24 protein-coding genes and 2 pseudogenes are annotated in these 20,000 nt (G+C 60.3%); 17 read left to right on the top strand and 9 right to left on the bottom strand.

The genetic code is table 11. The annotated features are described in order from the left end of the window. Window positions 1-4: 4 nt before the first annotated feature. Window positions 5-1,156, bottom strand: a complete 1,152-nt coding sequence (locus tag JN280_RS08945) for an ABC transporter substrate-binding protein (protein WP_202311563.1) — start codon at window positions 1,154-1,156, stop codon at window positions 5-7. A gap of 260 nt (window positions 1,157-1,416) precedes the next feature. Between JN280_RS08945 and JN280_RS08940 the strand changes: the two genes are divergently transcribed. Together JN280_RS08940 and JN280_RS08935 are read left to right on the top strand one after the other, a co-directional pair. Continuing rightward, on the top strand, window positions 1,417-2,514 hold the full coding sequence (locus tag JN280_RS08940; protein WP_244743121.1) for a DinB/UmuC family translesion DNA polymerase: 1,098 nt from the start codon (window positions 1,417-1,419) through the stop codon (window positions 2,512-2,514). A 609-nt stretch (window positions 2,515-3,123) separates the two neighbouring features. Further along, the gene (locus JN280_RS08935; protein ID WP_202311561.1) at window positions 3,124-5,229 is read left to right on the top strand and encodes a hypothetical protein; all 2,106 of its coding nucleotides are present in this window, start codon (window positions 3,124-3,126) and stop codon (window positions 5,227-5,229) included. A gap of 361 nt (window positions 5,230-5,590) precedes the next feature. On the opposite strand, the pseudogene JN280_RS08930 reads toward JN280_RS08935, so the two are convergent. Next, window positions 5,591-5,923 (bottom strand): annotated as a pseudogene (locus tag JN280_RS08930) (SOS response-associated peptidase family protein); the annotation flags it as partial. Between JN280_RS08930 and JN280_RS08925 the strand changes: the two are divergent. After that, complete coding sequence (locus tag JN280_RS08925) at window positions 5,873-6,412, top strand: SOS response-associated peptidase family protein (RefSeq protein ID WP_244743500.1); 540 nt, start codon at window positions 5,873-5,875, stop codon at window positions 6,410-6,412. The pseudogene JN280_RS08930 and the gene JN280_RS08925 overlap by 51 nt on opposite strands. Before the next feature lie 289 nt (window positions 6,413-6,701). Here the strand turns inward: JN280_RS08925 and JN280_RS08920 are convergent, their stop codons facing one another. Together JN280_RS08920 and JN280_RS08915 are read right to left on the bottom strand one after the other, a co-directional pair. Beyond that, complete coding sequence (locus JN280_RS08920) at window positions 6,702-7,076, bottom strand: response regulator (protein ID WP_274609092.1); 375 nt, start codon at window positions 7,074-7,076, stop codon at window positions 6,702-6,704. An 84-nt stretch (window positions 7,077-7,160) separates the two neighbouring features. Beyond that, window positions 7,161-7,787, bottom strand: a complete 627-nt coding sequence (locus tag JN280_RS08915; protein WP_202311557.1) for a sensor histidine kinase — start codon at window positions 7,785-7,787, stop codon at window positions 7,161-7,163. Between the two features lie 350 nt (window positions 7,788-8,137). On the opposite strand from JN280_RS08915, the gene JN280_RS08910 reads away from it, so the two are divergent. From JN280_RS08910 to JN280_RS08885, 6 genes are all read left to right on the top strand, one after another. Further along, window positions 8,138-8,323, top strand: coding sequence for a hypothetical protein (locus JN280_RS08910; protein WP_202311555.1), 186 nt, complete (start codon window positions 8,138-8,140; stop codon window positions 8,321-8,323). A 440-nt stretch (window positions 8,324-8,763) separates the two neighbouring features. Then, window positions 8,764-8,973 (top strand): cold-shock protein, encoded by a 210-nt coding sequence (locus JN280_RS08905; protein ID WP_202311552.1) that lies wholly within the window; start codon window positions 8,764-8,766, stop codon window positions 8,971-8,973. A 20-nt stretch (window positions 8,974-8,993) separates the two neighbouring features. Further along, complete coding sequence (locus tag JN280_RS08900) at window positions 8,994-9,335, top strand: hypothetical protein (RefSeq protein ID WP_202311550.1); 342 nt, start codon at window positions 8,994-8,996, stop codon at window positions 9,333-9,335. Between the two features lie 141 nt (window positions 9,336-9,476). Further along, window positions 9,477-9,812 (top strand): hypothetical protein, encoded by a 336-nt coding sequence (locus JN280_RS08895; protein ID WP_202311548.1) that lies wholly within the window; start codon window positions 9,477-9,479, stop codon window positions 9,810-9,812. 135 nt (window positions 9,813-9,947) lie between these two features. Next, window positions 9,948-10,190, top strand: coding sequence for a hypothetical protein (locus tag JN280_RS08890; protein WP_202311546.1), 243 nt, complete (start codon window positions 9,948-9,950; stop codon window positions 10,188-10,190). A 67-nt stretch (window positions 10,191-10,257) separates the two neighbouring features. Then, window positions 10,258-10,461, top strand: a complete 204-nt coding sequence (locus JN280_RS08885; RefSeq protein WP_202311544.1) for a hypothetical protein — start codon at window positions 10,258-10,260, stop codon at window positions 10,459-10,461. 154 nt (window positions 10,462-10,615) lie between these two features. Here JN280_RS08885 and JN280_RS08880 read toward each other — a convergent pair whose 3' ends face one another. The 5 genes from JN280_RS08880 to JN280_RS08860 all read right to left on the bottom strand — a co-directional run bounded on the left by JN280_RS08880 (window position 10,616) and on the right by JN280_RS08860 (window position 13,837). Continuing rightward, window positions 10,616-10,948 carry a hypothetical protein gene (locus JN280_RS08880; RefSeq protein WP_202311542.1) on the bottom strand — a complete coding sequence of 111 codons (333 nt, stop codon included), beginning with the start codon at window positions 10,946-10,948 and terminating at the stop codon, window positions 10,616-10,618. 185 nt (window positions 10,949-11,133) lie between these two features. Next, entirely contained in the window at window positions 11,134-11,301 is a 168-nt protein-coding gene (locus JN280_RS08875; protein ID WP_202311540.1) for a hypothetical protein, read from the bottom strand. A 75-nt stretch (window positions 11,302-11,376) separates the two neighbouring features. Beyond that, window positions 11,377-11,769 carry a hypothetical protein gene (locus JN280_RS08870; protein ID WP_202314649.1) on the bottom strand — a complete coding sequence of 131 codons (393 nt, stop codon included), beginning with the start codon at window positions 11,767-11,769 and terminating at the stop codon, window positions 11,377-11,379. A 74-nt stretch (window positions 11,770-11,843) separates the two neighbouring features. Continuing rightward, the gene (gene groL, locus JN280_RS08865; protein WP_202311537.1) at window positions 11,844-13,478 is read right to left on the bottom strand and encodes a chaperonin GroEL; all 1,635 of its coding nucleotides are present in this window, start codon (window positions 13,476-13,478) and stop codon (window positions 11,844-11,846) included. A 41-nt stretch (window positions 13,479-13,519) separates the two neighbouring features. Then, window positions 13,520-13,837 (bottom strand): co-chaperone GroES, encoded by a 318-nt coding sequence (locus JN280_RS08860; RefSeq protein WP_202311535.1) that lies wholly within the window; start codon window positions 13,835-13,837, stop codon window positions 13,520-13,522. Window positions 13,838-14,342: 505 nt separating this feature from the next. On the opposite strand from JN280_RS08860, the gene JN280_RS08855 reads away from it, so the two are divergent. From JN280_RS08855 to JN280_RS08825, 8 genes and pseudogenes are all read left to right on the top strand, one after another. Further along, window positions 14,343-14,606, top strand: a complete 264-nt coding sequence (locus JN280_RS08855) for a hypothetical protein (protein WP_202311533.1) — start codon at window positions 14,343-14,345, stop codon at window positions 14,604-14,606. Beyond that, window positions 14,603-14,902, top strand: a pseudogene (locus JN280_RS40100) (hypothetical protein); the annotation flags it as partial. The gene JN280_RS08855 and the pseudogene JN280_RS40100, both read left to right, overlap by 4 nt. Continuing rightward, window positions 14,898-15,041 carry a hypothetical protein gene (locus tag JN280_RS08850; protein WP_202311531.1) on the top strand — a complete coding sequence of 48 codons (144 nt, stop codon included), beginning with the start codon at window positions 14,898-14,900 and terminating at the stop codon, window positions 15,039-15,041. The pseudogene JN280_RS40100 and the gene JN280_RS08850, both read left to right, overlap by 5 nt. A gap of 147 nt (window positions 15,042-15,188) precedes the next feature. Continuing rightward, complete coding sequence (locus tag JN280_RS08845; protein ID WP_202311529.1) at window positions 15,189-15,524, top strand: hypothetical protein; 336 nt, start codon at window positions 15,189-15,191, stop codon at window positions 15,522-15,524. After that, window positions 15,521-15,784: a DUF1488 domain-containing protein gene (locus JN280_RS08840; protein WP_202311527.1), complete on the top strand. Its 264-nt coding sequence runs from the start codon at window positions 15,521-15,523 to the stop codon at window positions 15,782-15,784. The genes JN280_RS08845 and JN280_RS08840 overlap by 4 nt, the downstream gene beginning before the upstream one ends. Before the next feature lie 12 nt (window positions 15,785-15,796). Then, window positions 15,797-16,630: a transglutaminase-like domain-containing protein gene (locus tag JN280_RS08835; protein WP_202311525.1), complete on the top strand. Its 834-nt coding sequence runs from the start codon at window positions 15,797-15,799 to the stop codon at window positions 16,628-16,630. A 469-nt stretch (window positions 16,631-17,099) separates the two neighbouring features. After that, window positions 17,100-18,518: an IS1182 family transposase gene (locus JN280_RS08830; protein ID WP_202311524.1), complete on the top strand. Its 1,419-nt coding sequence runs from the start codon at window positions 17,100-17,102 to the stop codon at window positions 18,516-18,518. A 172-nt stretch (window positions 18,519-18,690) separates the two neighbouring features. After that, a complete protein-coding gene (locus JN280_RS08825; protein ID WP_202311523.1) occupies window positions 18,691-19,974 on the top strand; it encodes a zincin-like metallopeptidase domain-containing protein in 1,284 nt (427 codons plus the stop codon). Window positions 19,975-20,000: the final 26 nt, after the last annotated feature.

Below are 20,000 nucleotides of genomic sequence, written 5' to 3'. Positions count from 1 at the left end.
CGAGTTAGTTGGCTACGACAAAGCGGCCGTCAGTCACGGTAATTATGATTGGCGCGTCGGGTGCGTAGCCATTGTGATCTTCTGCGGTCATTGTTATCGGCCCGGCGGTCGTGGCGACGCCATTCAATCCCTCGATCGCGTCACGCAATGCCGAACGAAATTCAGGCGTCCCCGGAGTGGCCAACTTTGCCGCCTCTGGTATGGCTGCCTGTGCAATCAGAACGGCGTCCCAAGCATAGCCCGAGAATGCAGAGGTCGAGCCTTGACCAAAGGCGCTATCGTACTGCTGCGTGAATGCGACGGCTGCTTCCTTGGCTGCATGTCCGTCTGGAAGCTGGGAAGCAACGGATAGTGGGTTAGCGGCGATGAACACGCCTTCGACCGCCCGTCCGCCGACGCGGATGTAATCGGCGTTCACCACACCGGTTGTCTGGTAGATTTTGCCGCGAAAGTTGCGTTCCGCGAGTGCTGCTTGTGGAAGCGCCCCAGGCGTTCCTGACGCCGCAACCAGTACAGCGTCTGGATTACTGGCTAGCACCTTTAGTGCCTGGGCGGTCACAGAAGTGTCCTTGGCACCATACACTTCACTGGCAACGATTTCGATGCCAGCCTTCTCGGCCAACGGCCTGAACTGTTGGATCCAGCCTTCACCATATGCGTCATTCACCGCAACAGTTGCCACCCGGCTAACGCCGTTGGCCGTCATATGGTCCACTGTCGCTGCGGCTGTCGTTGCGTCATTGTAGGGAGTCTTGAAAACCCACCGTTTCGCGTCATCCATTGGATGGATTATGGCGCGGCTAGCGCCGAGGCTGATCATCGGGGTCTGTGTTCTGCCGGCCACTTCGACCATAGCCAGAGAACTCGGCGACGTGGATGAACCGATCACCAAGTCCACTCTTTCGTCGGTGGTCAGCCTTTCAATGTGACGTCGAGCGTTCGTCGGGTCGGTTGCATCGTCAAGTACGACATACTCGACGTCCTGGTCTCCAATTCGTTTGGGCGCAAGAGATAGTGCGTTCCGCTCTGGTACCCCAAGCGAAGAAGCGGGGCCGGTCGCGCTCACGACAATACCAATTTTGACCTGAGCGGAAGAAGGCGAAATCAAGGCGAACAGAACGCAGGTTGTTGCCAATGCTGCAGTTATTTCACGCATTTCTCGTCTCCACTTGCTATTTCGAAGAACTTAGCCAGAACGCCCGCTTCGGGGTTCATCTGCGATTGATTACACATCTGCTTCTCCCCTCACCCGCAGCTTGGGAGCTGCCGGTGACCGGAGGCGACTTGTTGACGACAACGTTCGTCAGCTTCGCCGGCTTTCTGATCACAAAGGGCTACAAATAGTTTTGCTGTATGTCTAGCAAATTTTTGCGAGATGACGGTGGCCGCTTGGGTAGATGAGCACCACAGAATTGCATGGGCCCAACGACCGGCGCCCATCCATGCGTGCCCGGTCGGGTAGCGACCGCGGTCACTGGACATCCCGTACTCGGCGACTTCACGCCGCTCGTAGAACGCATCTCGATCGAGGAGGCCTTTGCCAACGTCGCCGGCTGCACGCATCTCTTCGGCTCTCCCGCCGACATCGCCGCTACGATCCGCCGCCGCGTGCGTGCCGAGCTCGGGCTGCCGATCTCGGTCGGCGTGGCACGGACGAAGCACCTGGCCAAGATCGCCTCGCAAGTCGCAAAGCCGGACGGCTTGGTCGTCGTCGACCCGGCGACCGAACTCGACTTCCTCCACGACCTGCCTGTCGGGCTAATGTGGGGTGTCGGCCCTGTCACCGAGGCGAAGCTGAGGGAGCAGGGCATCCTCACCATCGGCCAGCTGGTAACCGCGCCCGGCCGTTCACTGGAGAGGCTCCTCGGCCCGGCCGCCGGCGACAAGCTCTCGGCGCTCGCCTGGAATCGCGATCCTCGCGCGATCCGCACCCAGCATCGCGCCCGGTCGGCCGGAGTGCAGTCGGCGCTGGGGCGCAAACCCACAACCGAGCAGGTCTACAAGCCGGTCCTTCGTCATCTGGCGGATCGCGTCACCTCGCGGCTCCGTGCCAAAGCGCTGGCCGGCCGCAGCGTCACCGTTCGTGTCAGGTTCGCGGACATGCGTGCCGTCACGCCGTCACGGACGCTCGATGCACCGGTCTCGGCCACGGCGATCGTTGCGGAAATCGCGGACGAGCTGGTGTGTGCCGCCCTGTCCGATCATCCGCTGGAGAAGACCATCACGCTGCTCGCGATCTCGGTCTCGCATCTCCAGAAACAGTTCGCGATTCAGCTCGAACTGCCGCTCGGCCTGCCCGACGAAAACCGCCGACCGGGCGCACGTCAAGGCATCGCGCGATGGTCCGCCGATCGGGCAATGGACGCGGTGAGGATTCGCTTCGGCCGCGAGGCGGTCGGCTACGCGACCGCCCAGTTCGACCGCTCACGGTCCGTTCCTGACGCCTTTAGAGAATTGGCCGAGAAGGATCTCGTGATCGCGATGGGCCACCCGCCATCACCAACCAGGCTATGAAATGCAAAAGTGAACGGGAGTGATGATCCCCCGATCTTATGCGTACTCGATGCCATGGGCGCAAAAGAGAACCGGAGCGTGCAAGAAAAAATTTGAGCAGATTGCTGAGATCAACGATGGCCGAAATGTTTTCAACAAACCCCCTACGGCTGGAATCGACCTCATCTCCGTCGTTCCAAAGTCGCGGATGGCTTCCTGGAAGCTGTCGTTCCCAGAGTGCCCAACTGTCGGCATGATCGGAGCCGTGAGCGGATAAACAGGTTCTGGATGCGAATCCATCGGAGCTGCCATCTGCGCATGGTCGGCGCCATCAATTGTCAAGGAGCGCCAGAAGCCGTCCGGGCAGCTCAACCGAATGGCGTGTTTCGCATTCCCAAATCACGAAAATCTCCCATCCGATCTTCCGGCTTTTTTGGGGGGCGACATTACGGGAACGCCCTGGACGTTTGAAAGCTACGTCCCGTACAGTTGCAGCTCGAGCCGGATGGTCCGGCGAGATGACACCCGCTTGCATCAAGGTAATTGGTAGGGAGGGATATGTGCAAGCTTATCGGGTGAACTACCAAATCGATGTGTATGGCCGCGTGGCCGGATGGAGCATGATGGGAAATGGATTATTCGATCGACGGATTTTGGTTGCCACGCCTCGGCAACGGAGTTCCTCCGAAGCTCAAGCTCCGCGAAGGCTGGTCCGCTGGCGGCAACACGATTGAAGGCTTTGTGGAGCCGCCAGTCGTCCTCGCTTCTGAAACGGAATTTGGCGACGCTCGGATTGATGAGGCGAGGGTTATACTCATCGCCGCACCGGGAGCAGTCGGAAAGACGACCTTTGCCCGGCAAGTGTGCGCTCTGACAGGCGCGGTCCTAGTAGATCTTAGCCGAACCGGAGCGATCGGCGACAACTTCCTATCAGGTGGCCTACACAAGGTAGGGGCCTACGAGGCTTTCTGTAACGGCGATCTCGGCGTCATGATTGACGGTTTAGACGAAGCGCTTCTCAAGACATCTAGTGAGGGACTGGTCGACTTCCTCAAGGATGTCCTCGAGATGGCCAGCACACACTGTAGACCGATTTTCATCTCCGGCCGGACCGGCAGCATCAACGAGGCTTGGCTGATACTGGCCGACCAAGGCTACACCGCACCAGTCGTGCAGATTGACTACTTCGGCGACGTTCAGGCCAAAGAGCTCGCTCGTGGGGCATTGAAACGTATCCTTTTGGAGGACAGCTCTCGCAAGAGACCCTTCACAACGGCAGACGAGGAGGCCGTAGGCCTGCTCCTTGAAAAGCTGAAGAGCGCTACCGCTGCCGATGAGAAGCGATTTGTCGGATATGCGCCGGTTTTGGAGGCGATTGCGAAGCAGGTGGCCGCCTACGCTAATCCGCAGGAACTAGTCGGGCGCCTCAACAAGGAAGAGACGGTGGACGTCCGGCAAGTGGTCGAGGACATCCTCGAACGCGAGAAATATAAGGTCGAGCAGCTCACCCTCTCTGATCCCGGCCTCCGGGGCCACCTCTACACCCCGGGTGAGCAGGTGGCGCGGCTCGTACGGCGCCTGTTCGGCGCCGAGTTGCAGCTGCCACTACCTGCGATGTCTAACGAAGATCGCACCACCTACGAGACCCACATGCAGCGATGGCTCGGCGAGCACCCGTTCCTCGACGGCTCCGCCGGGCGGCCGTCTTCTGCCGTGTTCGGCGGCTATCTTGCCGTAAAGGCCCTAGAAAGGCCGGAAAGCGAACGCTCGGCGCGCGAAGCCTTAGGCAGACAGGGTGCGCTTCCGAACCCGTTTTTGTCTATGTTTTACTTGCCCGATGACTGGGAAGGGGCGGATCAATTCAAGTTCTTAGATTTGGCTGACGTCCCCCTGGTCCACGCCTCGCTCGTGGCCCGCGTCCCGGCCTCGGACAGAGTCTCACTCGAGATCGACGGGGTGGAGGATGAGGATGAGGTCGACGTTCAGATAACGTGGAAAAGCGATGGCTTCAAGTCGGACCGAGTCCTGAGCGCACGCGTTTCGTCCTCCGGCTTGCTTGCGTTTGGGGGCCGGATCGCGAACGTCCATGTCGACGCGGAAGGCTTGGAGGTGGAGCTCGGCAACGGCGTCGACGCCGTCCTCTTCGCGCCGGTTGAGATTTCTGCGAAGGCGCTTCTACTGAATGCATCCAGCCTAACTGTGGAGCCCCCCAACGCCCGGCGAACCCGAAATGGAGCCGATGCGGGCGAGGAAGACGAAGCCTCGCAAGACGCAACATCGCGCGCCAACCTGGCCTCTCGTGTACAGATCACTACGAACGGGTTGCCGGCGATACGCGTTATGCCAGGCGCCGCCTTAAGCGTGGCATGGCCCGGATCCAAGGGCTACCCTTGGACGGATTATTCAACGAGCGCCACTCAACCCCCGCCACCGGAGTTTGCGGAAGCGTACGGGCGGCTGCGCAAGATCGTCATGCCCTTCAAGTCCGACAAGTATGGTACTCTCGCTAAATACAAGAAGTTCGTGGACCACCGTAGGCGGACCAAAGGGAGCGGGCAGAAGGTGCGTGATCATTTGTTCGAGGCCGGGGTGATCAGTGTCCTCGACTATCGGTTTTATCAACTTAATCCTGTCCGCCTGACAGAGGTGACTGGTTTGACCCGCGATAGGATACGCAATGGCGACAGCGTCGACCTGACTGTGGAGTTCCTCCGCGCGGCGCTTGCGCGCGACTAAAACCGCCGAGACCATACGTTGAGTTGAGCATAACCATTTAAATCATCGTTGATGGGGGGACGTTTATCGGAGCTGCACGACCCGCTCTGTGGCCATCGGCGTGAACCGCTCCAAGGACATCCAGTTTTGACGGTGAACGACTGACATGACGGTGCGTTGCCGACGAAGCTCGTTGACTGGTTGAAGGGCAGCTTTCCTGGCGTAGTTGCCCAAAACCGGCCAGTCCGTTTCCCACCCCAACTGCGACGTTCCCCGTCCACTCCGGCCTTCTTCTGAGCGCTCCGATTCACTTGTGAAATTGACATAGGCAAGGGCATGACCAAGACCATGCCCCGCCGCGGAGCGAATGTGCCGGGCTTCATCACCCCACCTGCTCAACCTGCAGCGACCCTGCAGGGAGGGGCGTGATCAGCGATTGGGTCGGCACCGACGAGTCGAGCCAATCGGACCATGCGCCGCGCTCGAGGATCACGATCTGCCGGTCGTGATAGGGCGCGATATCGGGACCGGGTTCCATCGTCAGCATGGTGAACGCCTCGCCGACCTCCTTTGTGTCACGCCAGATACCGGCAATCGCAAAAATGGGTTCATCCGTCTTGGTGAACTGCCACTTGTCCTTCCGTTTCTTCTTGGTGACCGCCGGATCGGTGAATTCGTAAAAACCGTCGGCGATGATCAGACAGCGGTTCGATGTGATTCCGACGCATCCCTCGACGAACGCCGCGTCATCATAAGACGCTCTGGTAGTGATGTTGAGATGGTGGAGATGCCCTGGGGGCTTCAGCCCCGTGAGGTCGGTGGCAGGCCATTTACCGTCATCCGCGCGGAAGGCCGGGTCTTTCCGAGCCACCGCTGCCTCGTGCCGGCATCCGAGCTCCGGTTTCGCAGCCGGGGCAGGCACTACAGTTTTGCGCTCGCCAGTGGCGACTGGTTCTATTTCGCCGGGATCTGGCGCCCCGCATCGCCGGACTGGCCTGAGGCCTATGCCATCCTGACGATAGAGGCGAACGACGATGTCGCGCCCTACCATGACCGCCATATGGCGGTGCTGCGACGTGAGCAGCGCTTGGCCTGGCTCGACATGACGTGTCCGGAAGACGCGTTGCTTCGAGCCTTGCCTGCCGGTTCCTTCACCGTCTCGTCATTGCACGAGCAGGATGCACACGCAGTGTTCGCCTTCTGAAATCCTGCGTTCCGCCTTTCCGGCTTTACGACTTTGTGGGGGAAGGCCTTCCCCCTGGTCGGCACTCTCGTTGCCGACGCACCCCCTTCTGCGGGGAGACCCCCAGGCTGTGCTAAAACCCACCAATCGTGCGAGCCCAGGGGGCAATGTCACGTCCCGCAAGCCGAAAGGTTCCAATGCCCCGCTCAGGACAAGGCCGACGGTACTTTTGGCGATGGAGTTCACTGCGCGGCGCGAGCGCTCTGAAGCGGATAAAGCTGGTCCGTAGTGTGCTCTCGGAAAGCGATCGTCAGGTTCCCACGTCCAATTCGGCGAGCGTTCTGTGAAGGTCATATGTCGTGAGCGGCTTTCTAATGAACCGGCTGCCTTCGGCCATATCCGATGCATTCGGTCTCCTATGGCCGGACACGACGATGAGGTGACAAGGCGGCCATCGGTTCCGAACCACAAAGGTCAAAGCGAGGCCATCCATGGTTCCCGGCATGTCCACGTCCGTGATCACTGTCATGATGGCAGGATCGGATTCCAGTATCGCGACCGCCTCGTCGGCATTGGCCGCCGCGAGAACCGGAAAGCCCATATCTTCGAGCGATGACACCAGATCCATCCGGATGAGGGGCTCATCCTCGACAACGAGTATCTTGGCTGCAGGGCGCGAGGTCACTGAGGCTCCATATGATGCAGAATTGCATCCAAGCCTCCGCGCATCGGGAATGGCAGCTCGCTGCAAGTAGAGTAAAGCGCCCGGTCAGTCGTTTGGTTCCGGATGGCTGGAATTTTTCCGAGCGGGCGGTGATGAACGGATATCCAGAACAAATCTCGTCGACGAGTCTTCCGATGTCACTCCAAGAGTTCCGCCATGGGCCTTCGCAATCTCGGAAGCGATGAACAGCCCAAGGCCGAGGCCTTCGACATTCCGTCCACTTTCGCCTCTCGCGAAGGGCTCGAAAAGGTTTGCAAGCGTCTCTGCCCGAATTGGGGTGCCGCTGTTCTCCACGGCGAGTTCGAAACCCGACTTATCTGCTTTTGCTGACACGCGGACAGGCTTGTCCACGTCGCCGTAGCTCAAGGCATTGCCGATCAGATTGGAAAGAAGTTGTGCGATACGACCGTGGTCCACGGGCACGGCGTATTCCACCGAGACCTCGGCAATGATCGACCGATCAGGGTGCGTGGTCCGCAGTTCGTCGACAACCTGATCGAGTGTTCGTTCGAGGAGACTGGCATCCGCATCCAGATCGAGCGTCAGACCGCCTCCCAGCCTGGATCTCGCGAAGTCCGCGATATTGTCGATCAAACCACGCATGCGCAGCACGCTTCCCTGCATCAGCAGCAGGATCTGTCTGCTGTCGGGTTCCGCCTCATGCCTGCGCATCGCCGCCGATGGGGATATCGATCTTAGAATGCGTGAGCCAGAGACGGGCCGCAATTGGAAACACGACTTGCGGCAATCGCAAAGAATCTCTTGTCGGATGGAAGATGCCGGACATTTTGGGCGAACGGCGCGATCTGTATCGCCGACCTGCCCGTGCGATCTTTCTCGGCGGATATATTCATGAACGGCGACGATAGTGTGGTCCGCTTATAGCCTTTCCCGTGAGAAAGGCTATGGTGCCCTCTGCGGTTCGCCTCTTGGTAGACCGGCAGGGCGCAACCGTTAAAACAATTGCGAGCGTCGGCTGAACCGGCTTCAAGGCTTCGCTCATCTTCCTGAGGGTGACCCTAATGCCGGCCAGCCATGACCAGGACGAGATTGGGGTCATCTGTCCTGTCTGCGACTATGAGACCAGCAAGAGCATCGACTGGATCCGCAACCACACGCAGCTCGAATGCTCCGGATGCGGACAGGTGATCGACATCGAGAGCAGGAACTTTCGCACAGCCGGCCGAACCAGGGGCCTGGCAGACTGACGACAGCCTTGCCGATGTTTCAAAGTTGAGTCTCAGGGCGCGTCTGAGCGCCGGTTGCAAAGTCCTGCGAAGATCCATGCCTCGCTGCGTTCGACGGCGCCCGCGCATCCGTTCGGGCCGCTTCCGTGAGGCTTTACAAGGGGCTGCAGCCAATCATCCATGTCGTCAGCGCCGCCGACCTCACATTACGAATGAGGGCTTCTGGAATTCGAGTCTCCTGCAATGGCTTCGTTTTCCGGCGGCAAAAAGTTTATTCGCGAGTGCGCCTTGTTTCGAACGTCGTTGTCGCTTATGTTCCCAATATCGATCTTGCTTGTCGAACTTTGTTTCTGGCGCAAACAGCGCCTTCTGCGATCTTCCTCTCAAAATCGACCTGAACCGTTTGCCGTGCACCTTGCGCGACAAAGCAATCTTCTGTGAGCGATTGAAAGGAAATCATAATGAATACTGGAACGGTGAAGTTCTTCAACTCGACCAAGGGATTCGGCTTCATTGAACTCGGCAACGGCCAGCCCGACGTGTTTGTCCATATCTCTGCCGTGGAGCGTGCCGGCATGAATGCGCTGGTCGAGGGTCAGAAGGTCAGCTTCGACGTCGTGAAGGACAACCGCAACGGCAAGAGCGCGGCCGAGAACCTCCAGGCTGCGTAACGGGATTGCGCTTCTGATTCTTGACCACGGATGTACTGGCACTGATCATCGAGGCGCATTGGAGAGGCCGGGTTCGCCCGGCCTTTTTGCTTTCTGGTGAAGAGGCGGATATGCGAAAATCCATCAAAGAGCATGAGCTGTTCAAACCCAAGTCGTCCAAGGCCGAGACCAAGGCCGATATCACGGACCATGCGGCACGCGCCCTCATCGGCGCGGAAGCCGAGCGCCGCGAGGCCAAGACCGCCAGGCTGCGGCGGGCGCGGATGGAGGCCGAGGCAAAGCTGTCACCCAACCCGGTACTCGCAAACAAGCCACGCCGGATGAAGGCTTCTATGCCACGCCACTCCCGATCTCCGGCTTAGCTCAGGCTGCTTCAAACGGGCGAATATACTCGCGCGACCTGCTGAATGCTGCTAGGGTCAAAGCGTCGGCGGCTTCGTTCAGGGCGCTGCCGGTTGAGGGCGGCCATCGTGCCCTTGCCCCGACCGCGAAAGGAGGACGTCATGTCTTCCGTTCCCCAGCAGCAACAGCATCTGACATCGGCGGATATGAACATGATCATGCGCTTCCATGCAGACGCCTGCACACGCAATGCGATCTCGGCCGAGAGCCTCGACGCGAAGCGCCTCGCCGCCCCGCTGGTCAGGGAGTTCCAGCATGGCGTGAGCGAGGAGGCCGGCCTTCTGGCCGCCTTCACGGCAGGTGACGCATTGAAGCTAGGCATTCCCGTGAGCAGTATGGCCAAGTTCATCGGCAATGCGCTGAGCGAGTGGGAAGCCGAGAATGGGACTGCTCCTCTCACGCTCCTTCCCCACCCACACGATGAGGCCGCCGCGTGAGATTTCTCGCCCGGCTGAATGCCGATCCGTCCGCTTGGCTGCTCGTCCTCATGGTCGGCAGCGTGACCGGCACGCTTCTCTATATCGTGCTGACCAGCATCACCTTCTGATGACGGCCGGGCGCAGGATTTCCGCATGAGCAATGTCTTCACCTTGCATGCGGACAAACGCTGGAAGGCCGTCATCGACTATAGCACCGACGAAGGGCCGAAGAGCGTCGAGCACTATTTCGAGGAGATCACCGACTTGCATCTCATCATCGAGCACGGCCCGAACTGGAATTTCCTGATCCGTTGCACCGTCACATTGAACCGCCCCGACGACGGCGAGGAGCAGAACAGCGTCGAAAAGGCGCTTCGGCATGAGCGCCAGCACTGATCATTGGGCATGCCGCAAGCCGTGTAACGTTCTGACCCGTCGTGCATCGCTACCGTCGAAAGGTATCATGAGCAGCCTCAAACCGACGACCAGTCGCTACGCCCGACGCATTGACACGGATGGGACCTGGACGGTCTTCGATGCCTTCACGGGACGCCCCGCTGAAGTCGGCAGCCGACAGACGACCGGGATGCAGATGCGTGACGCCGAAGAGATGGTCGCAATCCTGAATCGTATTCACCCTGTAGATGGTGCGAGCACGATTCACTGAGACCCAAGATTAGAACGATTCTCACTGCCTCGCTTCGAGGCCGCAGGCCGTCGACGCCTTCCTCATGGCTGCTGGTCGGCTTCGATCCCACGCCGATAAATCGGATTTCTGTCCGCGGAGGCGGCTACTCATGGCAACGTGATGTTGCCCGACGCTACCTTGGTGGTGTTGCTTGGCGTGCCTCGCGAAACGAGATGAGGCGCCGGCTGAACTCGTCCCACAGGACCAGCTTCACGCAGCGAAGGCTGTCGACGATGAACAGGCGAAGCAGGAAGCCCGCGGCCGGGATGGTCAAAAAGACGCCCCACCAGAAACCATTGTGGATAGCAATCGCCTCAAGCGCCCAAAGGCTCACGAACGGGACAAGCGTCACCGCCAGTTCGAACAGGCTGCGGCCTCTGTGAGGTTTCCGATATTCGGACAGGATCCTGGGCCAGGCTCGCTTGCAGACTTCGTTCCGGGACATCGATGCGACGGCGTTCGTCAACAATATTCAGACTCCAACGGTTCGATGATCACGGCAAGCAGCAGCGGAATTCCCAATCGACATCCACGCCGATTGGGCTCTGCTTGAAGGGCTCAGATGCTCAATGTCCTTCACCCGCTACCCAAAGCCTCACCGGCAAGCAGCGGGCACCTTGACCTGTCCGCGGGATGGTCGCCGCAGCTCTCTCATATGAGACGGTTGTCTTCAGCCGTCTGGCGTGCTCGACGGCGCGTTCCGTCGGTATCCGACTTGCGATGCCGTTCAGCCGCTGCCTTCCGGATTTGCTCGAAGCGATTGTCGTCGACGTCCTCAGCCGGTTGCTGCGGATCCGGCTTTTTCACAAACGAGATCATGGTTCACGCTCCTCTGGTCAGCGAATTGAAGCGCTCCGGCGTTTGCCCGAGCGCCGTTTGGAAATCGGCTTGGCCTCAAGCGGAAAGAGCGGTGGCGCATGCCTGCGCACCCAGCCTATCGGGCGATGTCTGTCCCGGCATCGTCGCCCAGCCACCGGCTTCAACGAACTGCCGCTTCTTGAAGCTGTCCGGTATCGCCTTGAACTCGGCAAGTTTCGCTGCGGAATCCGGCGCCGCGTTGAACCGTTCAACGCATATGGCGGATGCCAGCTCTCCGCGCGCCGTGTCGCCAGCCGCTTTCGCCATATTTTGCGAAGTGCCGCCGGTTACCCAGCCGCCCCAGCTGAAGCCGACGACGATCGTGGCGATCACCGCCGCGATGCATGCCCAGACCAGCATGGTCTTCGAAGGCTGATAGTCTTCCCACCGACGGGAGAAAGATGGTTTCGTCGTGCTCTGTGTAGCCATGGAGGTCTTCCTTCCAGATTGTGGTGAGGATTGCTTTGTCCGGCCGCGCCGACCGAACGGTTCAGGCACTGCTCTCAGTATCCCATTCCACCCATTCCGCCGTTTCCGGCTGCTGGCATGGGATCTTTCGCTGGAATGTCGGCGATCATTGCCTCCGCGGTGATCAGGAGCGCCGCGATCGAGCCGGCATCCTGCAGGGCAGTCCGCACGACCTTTGCCGGGTCGACGATCCCGGCCTTGATCATGTCGACATAGGTTTCGGTCTGAGCGTCAAAACCCTGGTTGCGGTCCTTGCTGTCCGTCAGCTTGCCGATCACGATCGAGCCTTCGACGCCGGCATTCTCGGCGATCTGCCGGATCGGAGCCTCAAGCGCCCTGAGCACGATGGAGATGCCTGCGGTTATGTCGGCATTGTCACCTGTCAGAGAGGCCAGAACCGCTCTGGCGCGCAGCAGCGCCACGCCGCCGCCCGGCACTATACCTTCCTCGACCGCAGCGCGGGTGGCGTTGAGCGCATCGTCGATGCGGTCCTTTCTCTCCTTCACCTCGGTCTCGGTTACGCCCCCGACCCGGATGACGGCGACTCCGCCGGCGAGCTTCGCCAGCCGCTCCTGCAGCTTCTCCTTGTCGTAATCGGAGGTTGTTTCCTCGATCTGCGTCTTGATCTGGCTGATACGCGCCGCGATGCCGGCCTTGTCGCCGGAGCCGTCGATTACCGTGGTCGTGTCCTTCTCGATCACCACGCGCTTGGCGCGGCCGAGCATATCGAGTGTGACGTTCTCAAGCTTGATGCCAAGATCTTCGGAAATCATCTGGCCGGCGGTCAGCACGGCGATATCCTCCAGCATGGCTTTGCGGCGGTCGCCGAAGCCCGGAGCCTTGACCGCCGCTACCTTCAGCCCGCCGCGCAGCTTGTTGACGACGAGCGTGGCGAGTGCCTCACCCTCGACATCTTCGGATATGATCAGCAACGGCTTGCCGCTTTGCACCACGGCTTCCAGAATCGGGAGCATGGCCTGCAGGTTGCCGAGCTTCTTCTCGTGGATGAGGATATAGGGCTCCTCCAACTCGACGCGCATCTTCTCGGCATTGGTGACGAAATAGGGGGAGAGATAACCACGATCGAACTGCATGCCCTCGACAACGTCGAGTTCCGTCTCGGCGGTCTTGGCCTCCTCGACCGTGATGACGCCCTCATTGCCGACCTTGTCCATCGCCTTCGCGATCATCTCGCCGACGGTGGCGTCGCCATTGGCCGCGATGGTGCCGACCTGCGCGATCTCTTCGGAGGATTTGACTTTCTTGGCGCGCGCCTGGATCTCCTTGACGACGGCAGCGACGCCCAGGTCGATGCCGCGCTTCAGATCCATCGGATTCATGCCGGCGGTAACCAGCTTGGCGCCCTCGCGCAGGATCGAGGCGGCGAGCACCGTCGCCGTCGTCGTACCGTCACCAGCCAGGTCGTTGGTCTTGGAGGCCACTTCGCGCACCATCTGCGCGCCCATGTTCTCGAACTTGTCGGCAAGCTCGATCTCCTTGGCGACGGTGACGCCGTCCTTGGTGATGCGCGGTGCGCCATAGGCCTTGTCGATGACGACGTTGCGGCCTTTTGGCCCAAGAGTCACCTTGACGGCGTTGTTCAGCAGTTCGACGCCACGCAGCATGCGGTCACGCGCATCGGTGGAGAATTTGATTTCCTTGGCAGACATGATGTCGGCTCCAGTTCGGTTCTGAGATGCGGGATCGGAGATCAGGCGGCCTTGTTGGCGGCCGTTACGGTCTTCTCGACGATGCCCAAGATATCGCTCTCCTTCATGATCAGGAGATCTTCGCCGTCGATCTTCACCTCGGTACCGGACCATTTGCCGAACAGGATCGCATCGCCGTCCTTGACATCGAGGGGTATCAGCTTGCCGCTTTCGTCGCGGGAGCCGGGTCCGACGGCGATCACCTCCCCTTCCTGCGGCTTTTCCTTCGCCGTGTCGGGGATGATGATGCCGCCTTTGGATGTGAGCTCGCCTTCCGCACGTCGAATGACGACGCGGTCATGCAGGGGCCGAAATTTCATGGGGGTTCTTTCTGAGGCCGCGCATAGGGCGGCCACCTCAGATACATAGCGACCTTGGCACTCGAATGATAGGAGTGCTAACTGTATTTCTTTTAAAAGAACGTAATTCTGGAAATCAGATCGCATCTATCGATACGATATTTGTTGTTTTCAATAGGCATTTCCTGCCTTCTCAGGGATTTTTATTTTTATGGAAAGGGCAATTGTTCAGTTCCATATAAAATAAGATCCATGTGACCCTTGCTTAGTAGGTGGATAAATCCCATATGTGAATCTCGTTGATTTGGCCGACTTGGCTTCTAGCGGTGTCAGAGACCCGCCATTCACCACCGAATTCTCGATAGCGAATGCATCAAGCGCCGACCCCGGCGCGCATATCGCTCTGTTCGAACCCAGGAATGAACCCGCCGCTGACCACGGATGTACTGGCAGCACGGACATTCATTCCGGTTCGAATGGGAATATGCAGGAAGCGCCGTCGCGTGCTTCTGCGGAGGTATCGACCATGACAACGCGCACCACACACAAGATCGTCCGGTTCTCCGCACCCTTTACGCTGCCCGGCTTCGACGCCGCGCAGCCTGCCGGTGACTATCGCGTAGACCAGGATGAGGAGCTTCTGGAGGTATCCTCCCGCCTCGCCTGGAGACGTGTAGGCGCCTTCATCCACCTGCCCGCCATCGGCATTGATGGCCAGACACATCAGATGGCGCCGATCGATCCTGCGGATCTCGACGCCGCTCTCGAAAAGGATCACCAACAGTCATGATATCAACAAGTCCCATCCGGCGCGCGAGCCGACCCGCCCGGCAAGAAGCTCCTGCACATCTCTTCACGATCGGGCAGGCTGTACGGCTCAAGGGCGGTTTCGTCAGGCCAGCATTGCCCGCCGATATCTACCACATCACCGGCACGCTGCCACCACGGGGAGATTCGCTGCAATATCGCATCCGCAACGATGACGAACGTTATGAGCGGGTAACAACGCAGGACAGCCTCGAGCCGGTCGACATGTCGCAATCCGGCAGTGGCGCAACTCTCATCGAAAGGACGTTCGGACATGGCTAAGGGCCAGAAACGAAGCAATCGCGAGATCAGAAAGCCAAAACAGGAGAAGGCCCCACAAAAGCCGGAAAGCAGCTTCGGGAACCAGATCAAGGTTGCCGCAAATGCCAACGGACCCCGCGGCAAGGGCAAGAACTGAATCTGTGATGCTCCTGCGGGGCAAGGAAGGCGATGCCGCTCAACATGCCGCAACGACCCGACGCCATGACGATTACCGATCGGGACGGCGCTGGATCTATGCCGGCGCGCTCGAAGCCGACGTGCCGAACGGAGAAAGGACACGACCATGAACGCCCCTAACAGCTACCCGGAGCAGACACGCAAGACCGCGGACTTCGCCATCGACAGATGGGAAAACGAGGGCGGCGCGCACGGCCATGACTCCCCGGATCTTCACTATGGCCGACGTGTCGAGGCGGATCGCTCCTGGACCGTCTACCATGTCTTCACGGGGGTTCCGGCCCGCATCGACGGCAACACGATGATCGGGCTGACTCAGCGTGTTGCGACCGACGGCATGCTGTCGCTCAATCGCCGCAACGAAGCGCGCCGCCGAGATGGAGGCGGCCCGATGGCAGGCATCCGGACCGCACCAAGTACGGCAGAGGAATGCCGACGGTGACGCTCGAATTTCCCAATCCGAGCCGCAGCTTTGACGAAGTGCGCAACGCCGTTCGCTTCATCGGGCATGACGGCATGTTCGAGGTGCCATTCTTTGTCGAGACCTCAGCGCTGGCAAAACCCGGCAAGACGCAACTGTCCGAAGCCGACTGCCTGACGGCTTTCGATACGGCGCGCAGTTCGATCCACGATGTCGCGCGCGAGGCCTACTCCCATCGCCGCCAAACCTCCTATACGCTTACCGCCGCCGATTTCCGGTAGAGGCACAAGTCAATGCTGATCCGCTATGGCTACGAGATCACGTTGACCTGCCAGCAGCCGACTGCTCTGGTGTGCCTGCTCTCGGTTCACGACGACCGTGCCCCCGACATCAGGGTGCCGGAGACGACGTTCACCACGCCCGATGTACCCGTATCGACCTACCGAGATCTGCTCGGCAACCGCTGCCGGAGGCTGGTCGCGCCTGCCGGCGACCTGACCATGTGGGGCGATGCGACGATCTGGGATGACGGAGAGCTGGACTGTGTGGTGCCAGACGCGCGTGAGCTTGCGGTCGCGGATCTGCCCGACGATTGCCTCGTCTACCTTATGGGAAGCCGCTACTGCGAGACTGACCGCCTCAGCCAGATTGCATGGGACCTGTTCGGCACAATCCCGCCCGGCTGGGGTCGCGTGCAGGCGATCTGCGACTTCGTCCACAGCCACATCCGCTTCGACTACATGCAGGCCCGCTCGACACGGACGGCTTTCGAGGCGTTCAACGAGCGCGTCGGCGTCTGCCGCGACTTCGCGCATCTGGCGGTCGCGTTTTGCCGATGCCTCAACATCCCCGCGCGATATGTCAACGGTCATCTCGGCGACATCGGCGTCCCGGTCATCGATCCGATGGATTTCAGCGCATGGATGGAGGTCTTCCTCGATGGCGAATGGCACACATTCGACCCGCGCAACAACGTCCCTCGGATCGGCAGAATCATTGTTGCGCGCGGCCGCGACGCGACCGACATACCGCTCGTCAACTCCTTCGGCCCGCATATTCTGAAGGCGTTCCGAGTATGGACTTACGAGGTATCGGGCTTGCAACAGGCGCAAGAGCATCGCGAGTAAGGCGCCTTGGGACCGGACACCAAGGCTACAGGCGGCACGGCAATGGATACCGGAAGCGCCGCAGACCTTTCCAAAGATAACCCACTTTAGTCAGGCACCCGCCATGGTCCGCTGACTGTAACCGGGTCCCGACGTTAGGTTGGCGCGATTCCAATGCCTTGAGCCGGTGCGGGCGCGACCTAAAGTTTCATCTTCGTAATATCCACTTTCAGCAAACGGAAAAGTCGGGCCTGTGGCTGACTTCAGGCGCGTCCCGTCGAAGTGCGAAGACTGTTTGAATGACATCTTTCGCAGGTTCGTCGCCCAAAGTGCCGAAGGGCAGGAAACCACCTTTTCTCGGAAGTTTGGAGGTCGGCGAGGTGTCTCGGTACTGCCTCTGTGTAGTTATTCGAGACCGAATACAAAGCCTTTCCCTATGAGAAAACAAGTGTAGAATCAGACTCTTCTGATCTGCTTTGCCGAGGTGTCTATGAGCTTCATTGAGGGAATAGGGCGAGATCAGGCCAATCTGCTTCCCCCATGTGTCGATGACTATGTTGGGTCTGACGCGCTCGTCCGCGTCGTCGATGCTTTCGTCGACAGCCTGGATATGATTGAGCTTGGCTTCACACGCGCCATTGCGGCCTCGACCGGACGACCAGGCTATCATCCCAGCGACATGCTCCGACTGTATATCTGGGGCTACCTCAATCAAGCCCGTTCATCGCGACATCTGGAGCGCTCCTGCAAGCGCGACCTTGAAGCAATTTGGCTGATGCGGCAACTCGCGCCGGACTATCGGACCATTGCCGCCTTCCGGCACGACTATCCCGACGCGATCGTCGCCGCCAGCGCCGCGTTCGTGCTGTTCTGTCGCGAGCAGAATTTGGTAGGCGGCCGGTCGGTCGCACTCGACGGCACCAAGATGCGAGCGGTCGCCAGTCCAAAGAACATCGCCGGGGCGGAGCGGCTCGCGCGCGATATCGCGCATACCGAAAAAGAGATCGCCTATTATCTCGACCGCCTGGACATAATCGACGAGACCGTCGCGCGAGGCTTTGATGATCAACCACTGCACCGCGAAGGCTTCAAGTCCGCCATTGCCTCCCTGCAGCGTCGGAAGGACCGGCTGGCCAGGCGACAGCAAGAACTCGATCGGCGGGACGAGGAGGTACTCGTGTTTGGCGAGCCGGAGGCCAAACCGATGGGGTATGCCCACGCGCCGAAGCTTCCCTCGTACAATCTGCAAAGCGTCGTGGACGTTGCGAGTGGGCTGATCGTCCACCATGACGTCTACAGTGACGCGAACGACAGCCACCTTCTTCATCCGATGTCAGTCGCGGCTAAGGCCGTGCTGGAGGTAGATCAGCTCCAGGTGTTGACCGACGGCGGCTACTCAAACGCCGAAGAAGTCGCCCGTTGCGAACGCGAGAACATTGAGGTCGCTGCGCCGATCAAGCGCGGCGCGATGAATTCCGAACATTTTCGACCGGTACAGTTCCTCTACGACGAGGACAGCGACACGATCCGTTGCCCCGGCGGGCAAACTCTACGCCCGTCCGGAATCCATACTCGCAATCGGGCGATGCGCTACCGTACCTCGGCCTGCGCGACCTGTGCGTTGAAGCCGAGATGCACGCCGGGAGCCCAGCGCACAATTCACCGGCTTGTCGATCAAGGTGCCCTCGATCGCATGGAGGCCCGAATCCATGCCAATCCCAGCTTGATGACGATCAGGCGATGCACGGTCGAGCATCCATTCGGCACCATAAAGCGAATGTCGGGTGGCGGAAGGTTCCTAACTAGAGGACTTAGGGCGGTAAAGGCGGAGGCGGCGCTGTCGATCCTAGCCTTCAACATCCTACACGCCGCGAACACATTCGGAACGAGGGTTGTTACCCCGAGCTGACGCGAGGCGGCGCTTCGCTTCGGCTCCACCTGGCAGGCGCTGCGGATCCGACGGCTGACGTTTTGGCACAGCCTGCCCCGCAACGCCCCCTAGAGTGAGAGTGCGGACGGGTTTGCCGTGACGGGTTGAGGGTCGGAGAAGAGGTCTCCGGCGTCCGTCTCGGAGAACCGCGATGTCCAGAAATGATCGCTCCCCACGTGCCGGCTCGGACCGGACGAACCTGTACGACGAAATCACCAGCAAGATCATCGCCGAGCTGGAAGCCGGCCGTGTGCCCTGGGTGCAGCCCTGGGGTACGTCTGCGGCAAAAGCCCCGCTCGGTCTGCCCAGGAATGCCAGCACGGGCCGAAGCTACAGCGGCATCAACATCCTTCTGCTCTGGGGAGCCGTCGTCCAGCACGGCTTTCCCGGCCAGGGCTGGCTCACTTTCCGGCAGGCCCTTTCCCTTGGCGGCAATGTCCGCAAGGGCGAGCGCGGCACCACCGTCGTCTATGCCGACCGATTCGTTCCCGAGGATGAGAAGAAGCGTGCCCGCGAGACCGGCGAAGAGGCGCAGGCTATCCCGTTCCTCAAACGCTTCACCGTCTTCAACACGGCGCAATGCGAGGGGCTGCCCGACGATATCGCCGTCACCATCCCGCCGCCGCCACCCGGCCTGATCGAGCCGAAGGTCGAGGCGCTGATCAAGGCCACCGGCATCGACTTCCGCATCGGCGGCGACAAGGCGTTCTACGTTCCCGCCCACGACTATGTGGTCGTACCGCCGCCGCAAACCTACTTCGAGCCGATCAACTGGCATCGGACCGCACTTCATGAAATCGGTCACGCCAGCGGCCATCACAGCCGGCTCAACCGCGATCTCTCCGGGTCCTTCGGCTCGAAGAAATACGCCTTCGAAGAGATGATCGCCGAACAGATTTCGGCTTTCTGCTGCGCATCGCTCGGCATCGTCCCGACCGTGCGCCACGCAGATTACATCGGCTCCTGGCTCGATGTCATGCGCGAGGATTCCCGCGCACTCGTCCGTGCCGCTTCGCAGGCCAGCAAGGCGGCGGACTGGATCCTGTCGTTCCTTCCGGATGCCGACAGCCCCGCGGTCGACGCCGACATCATCGACAGGAGGGCGGTCGCGAAATTCTTCAACCCGTTCGGCGAAGGCGTCTGGCTCGCGACCGAGCTGGATCCGGACGGCGACATCATGTTCGGTCTCGCCGATATCGGCTATCCGGAGCTTGGCAGTTTCTCGCTGGAGGAAATGAAGTCCATCCGGTTGCCCTTCGGCATGGGGATCGAGCGGGACCTGCTCTTTGCCGGGGATTTCCCGATCTCTGTCTGGGCTGAGGCGGCAAGAGAGGCTGGCAGCATACGCGCGGCCGAGCGCATTCTTTATGCCCGCGCCCGCGGCGATGCCGGGCCATCCCAGAATCCCAGCGACCCAGAAAGCCGGAAAGCCTGAGGTCCGGCTTTCCGGCTTTGCGATCC

The organism is Mesorhizobium sp. L-8-10 (assembly GCF_016756635.1).
Classification (GTDB): Bacteria; Pseudomonadota; Alphaproteobacteria; order Rhizobiales; family Rhizobiaceae.
This window is presented reverse-complemented; position numbering and strand designations above follow the sequence as displayed.